Origin of the sequence: Burkholderia sp. 567, assembly GCF_040545115.1 — a bacterium.
Taxonomy (GTDB): Bacteria; Pseudomonadota; Gammaproteobacteria; order Burkholderiales; family Burkholderiaceae; genus Burkholderia; species Burkholderia ambifaria.
Genome location: NZ_JBEPLG010000021.1, coordinates 1 through 3,348, shown reverse-complemented (window position 1 = coordinate 3,348; position 3,348 = coordinate 1). Strand labels below are relative to the sequence as shown.

2 protein-coding genes are annotated in these 3,348 nt (G+C 71.6%); both read left to right on the top strand.

The window, feature by feature from the left end:
- Positions 1-177 precede the first annotated feature (177 nt).
- Entirely contained in the window at positions 178-2,607 is a 2,430-nt protein-coding gene (locus ABIC50_RS33905; RefSeq protein ID WP_502913542.1) for a heavy metal translocating P-type ATPase, read from the top strand.
- A gap of 10 nt (positions 2,608-2,617) precedes the next feature.
- On the top strand, positions 2,618-2,998 hold the full coding sequence (locus ABIC50_RS33900) for a zinc ribbon domain-containing protein (RefSeq protein ID WP_354169215.1): 381 nt from the start codon (positions 2,618-2,620) through the stop codon (positions 2,996-2,998).
- The last annotated feature ends 350 nt before the right edge of the window (positions 2,999-3,348 follow it).

The window sequence follows — 3,348 nt, the reverse complement described above, 5'->3', positions numbered from 1 at the left end:
GCGCGCGGCACGGGGCATGACCACGGCGATCAGGCCGACCCTGCGCACGGCGACGCGGCAGCGCGCGGCGCGCAGCCGCGTGGATGCGGTCACAACCATGACGACGATCACGCATCCGCGCACGGCACGGCGCACGACCACGGCGACCATGCCGACCATGCGCACGGCGACGCGGCAGTGCGCGGCGCGCAGCCGCATGAACGCGGTCACGACCATGACCACGATCACGCATCCGCGCACGACCACGGCGACCATGGTGACCATGGTGACCACGCGCATGGCGACGGGCATGTGCACGGCGCTGCGTGCTCGCACGATCATGCGGCGCATGACCATGCTGGTCACGACCACGACCACGACCACGACCACGACCACGACCACGACCACGACCACGCCGCCGGCGCCTGCTGCGCGCCTGCCGCGCTGACGCTCGCGCCGCTGCCGGTCGCGCGGGCGACCGCGTCGGGTCACGTCCGCTCCGCGTTCCGGATCATGCAGATGGACTGCCCGACCGAGGAAACGCTGATCCGCAAGAAACTCGGCGGGATGCAGCAAGTGTCGGCGCTCGAATTCAACCTGATGCAGCGGATGCTGACCGTCGAACACGTGCCGGGCGCGCAGCCCGCGATCGAAAGCGCGATCCGCACGCTCGGGATGACGCCGGAGGCCGCAGCGGCCGACGCGCCGGCAACGCCCGCCGCGCCGCCGCCCGCGAAGCCGTGGTGGCCGCTCGCACTGGCCGGCGTCGCCGCGATCGCATCCGAGGCCGTGAGCTGGGCCGGCTTGCCGGTGTGGCTGTCCGCCGTGCTGGCGCTCGCGGCGGTGCTCGCGTGCGGGCTGACCACCTACAAGAAGGGCTGGATCGCGATCCGCAACGGCAACCTGAACATCAACGCGCTGATGAGCATCGCGGTGACGGGCGCGATGGCGATCGGCCAGTGGCCGGAAGCCGCGATGGTGATGGTGCTGTTCACGATCGCCGAGCTGATCGAGGCGAAGTCGCTCGACCGCGCGCGCAATGCGATCCAGGGCCTGATGCAGCTCGCACCGGACACCGCGACCGTGCAGGACGCCGACGGCACGTGGCGCACGATCGAGGCTGCGCAGGTCGCGCTCGGCGCGGTCGTGCGCGTGAAGCCGGGCGAGCGGATCGGGCTGGACGGCGAAGTCGTCGCGGGCCGCTCGACGGTGAACCAGGCGCCGATCACCGGCGAGAGCCTGCCGGTCGACAAGACGGCAGGCGACGCGGTGTACGCGGGCACGATCAACGAGGCCGGTTCGTTCGACTATCGCGTGACGGCGGTGGCCGCCAACTCGACGCTCGCGCGGATCATCCACGCGGTCGAGCAAGCGCAGGGCGCGAAGGCGCCGACGCAGCGCTTCGTCGACCAGTTCGCCCGCGTCTATACGCCGATCGTGTTCGCGATCGCGCTGCTGGTCGCGGTGGCGCCGCCGCTCGTCATGGGCGGCACGTGGCATGACTGGATCTACCGCGCGCTGGTGCTGCTCGTGATCGCGTGCCCGTGCGCATTGGTGATCTCGACGCCGGTGACGATCGTGTCGGGGCTCGCGGCCGCGGCACGGCGCGGGATACTCGTGAAGGGCGGCGTGTATCTGGAAGAAGGCCGCAAGCTCGCATGGCTCGCGCTCGACAAGACCGGCACGATCACGCACGGCAAGCCGGTGCAGACCGATTTCGACCTGCATGCAACGGACGTCGACGCCGCACGCGTGCGTCACCTCGGCGCGAGCCTCGCGGCGCGCTCGGATCACCCGGTGTCGCAGGCGATCGCCGCGGCGGCCCGCGACGCGCAGACGGCGGCGTTCGCCGAGGTGGACGCGTTCGAAGCGCTCGTCGGGCGCGGCGTGCGCGGCACCATCGACGGCACGCATTACTGGCTCGGCAATCATCGGCTCGTCGAGGAGCTCGAGCGCTGCTCACCCGCGCTGGAGGCGAAGCTCGACGCGCTCGAGCGGCAGGGCAAGAGCGTCGTGATGCTGGTGGACGACACGCGCGTGCTCGGTATCTTCGCGGTGGCCGACACGATCAAGGACACCAGCCGCGCGGCGATCGCCGACCTGCACGCGCTCGGCATCCGCACCGCGATGCTGACCGGCGACAACCCGCACACCGCGCAGGCGATCGCGCAGCAGGCGGGCATCGACGATGCGCGCGGCAACCAGTTGCCCGAGGACAAGCTCGCGGCAGTCGAGGAACTGTCGGCGGGCGGCGCGGGCGCGGTGGGGATGGTCGGCGACGGGATCAACGACGCACCGGCGCTCGCGCGCGCCGACATCGGCTTCGCGATGGGCGCGATGGGCACCGACACGGCGATCGAGACGGCCGACGTCGCGCTGATGGACGACGACCTGCGCAAGATTCCCGCGTTCGTGCGGCTGTCGCGTGCGACGCACCGCGTGCTGGTGCAGAACATCGGCTTCGCGCTCAGCGTGAAGATCGTGTTCCTCGGCCTCACGGTCGCGGGGCTCGGCACGATGTGGATGGCCGTGTTCGCCGACGCGGGCGCGAGCCTGATCGTCGTCGGCAACGGATTGCGGCTGCTGTCGAAAACAGGCGTGTTCGACGGCGCGCAGACGCAGCGATGAGGCGCGGGTGATGAGCTTCCTGAAGCGGATCCTGGGCGGCCACGGGCGTGGTCATGGCGGCGGGCACGGTGGTGGCGGGCATGGCGGTGGCGGCCATGGTGGCGGGCATCACGGCGGAGGGGGCCGGGAAGGCCACGGCGGCCACGATGCGCGCGGCCGTGATCGTCACGGCTGGGGGCGGCAGCCGTCGGCCGATGCGCAGGGCGACCCGGGGGGCAACGTGCCGCTGCGGCAGCTCGCATGCGCGGGCTGCGGCGCGATCAACGCGGCGGATGCGCGTTTCTGCGCGCAGTGCGGCGCATCGCAGCGCGGCAACGCGTGCAGCCGCTGCCACGCGGCACTGGTCGCCGACGCGCGCTTCTGTCCGAACTGCGGGACGCAGGTCGGGTAACGCTCGCTCGCGATTGTGGCCGGCGTGACAAAGCCGATCTCGACGACGGCATGACGCCTGGAACGGGCATGGTGTCGCGGCGGGGCGCTGGCTCGCGCCCGACAGCCCGACAGCTCGACAGCTCGACAGCTCGACAGCTCGACAGCTCGACTGACCAACTGACCAACTGACCAACTGACCAACTGACGGGCTGACCGAACGCCAGAACGCCAGAACGCCAGAACGCCAGAACGCCAGAACGCCAGAATCCCCGAGCCCCGAGCCCCGAGCCCCGAGCCCCGAGCCCCGAGCCCCGAGCCCCGAGCCCCGAGCCCCGAGCCCCGAGCCCCGAGCCCCGAGCCCCGAGCCCC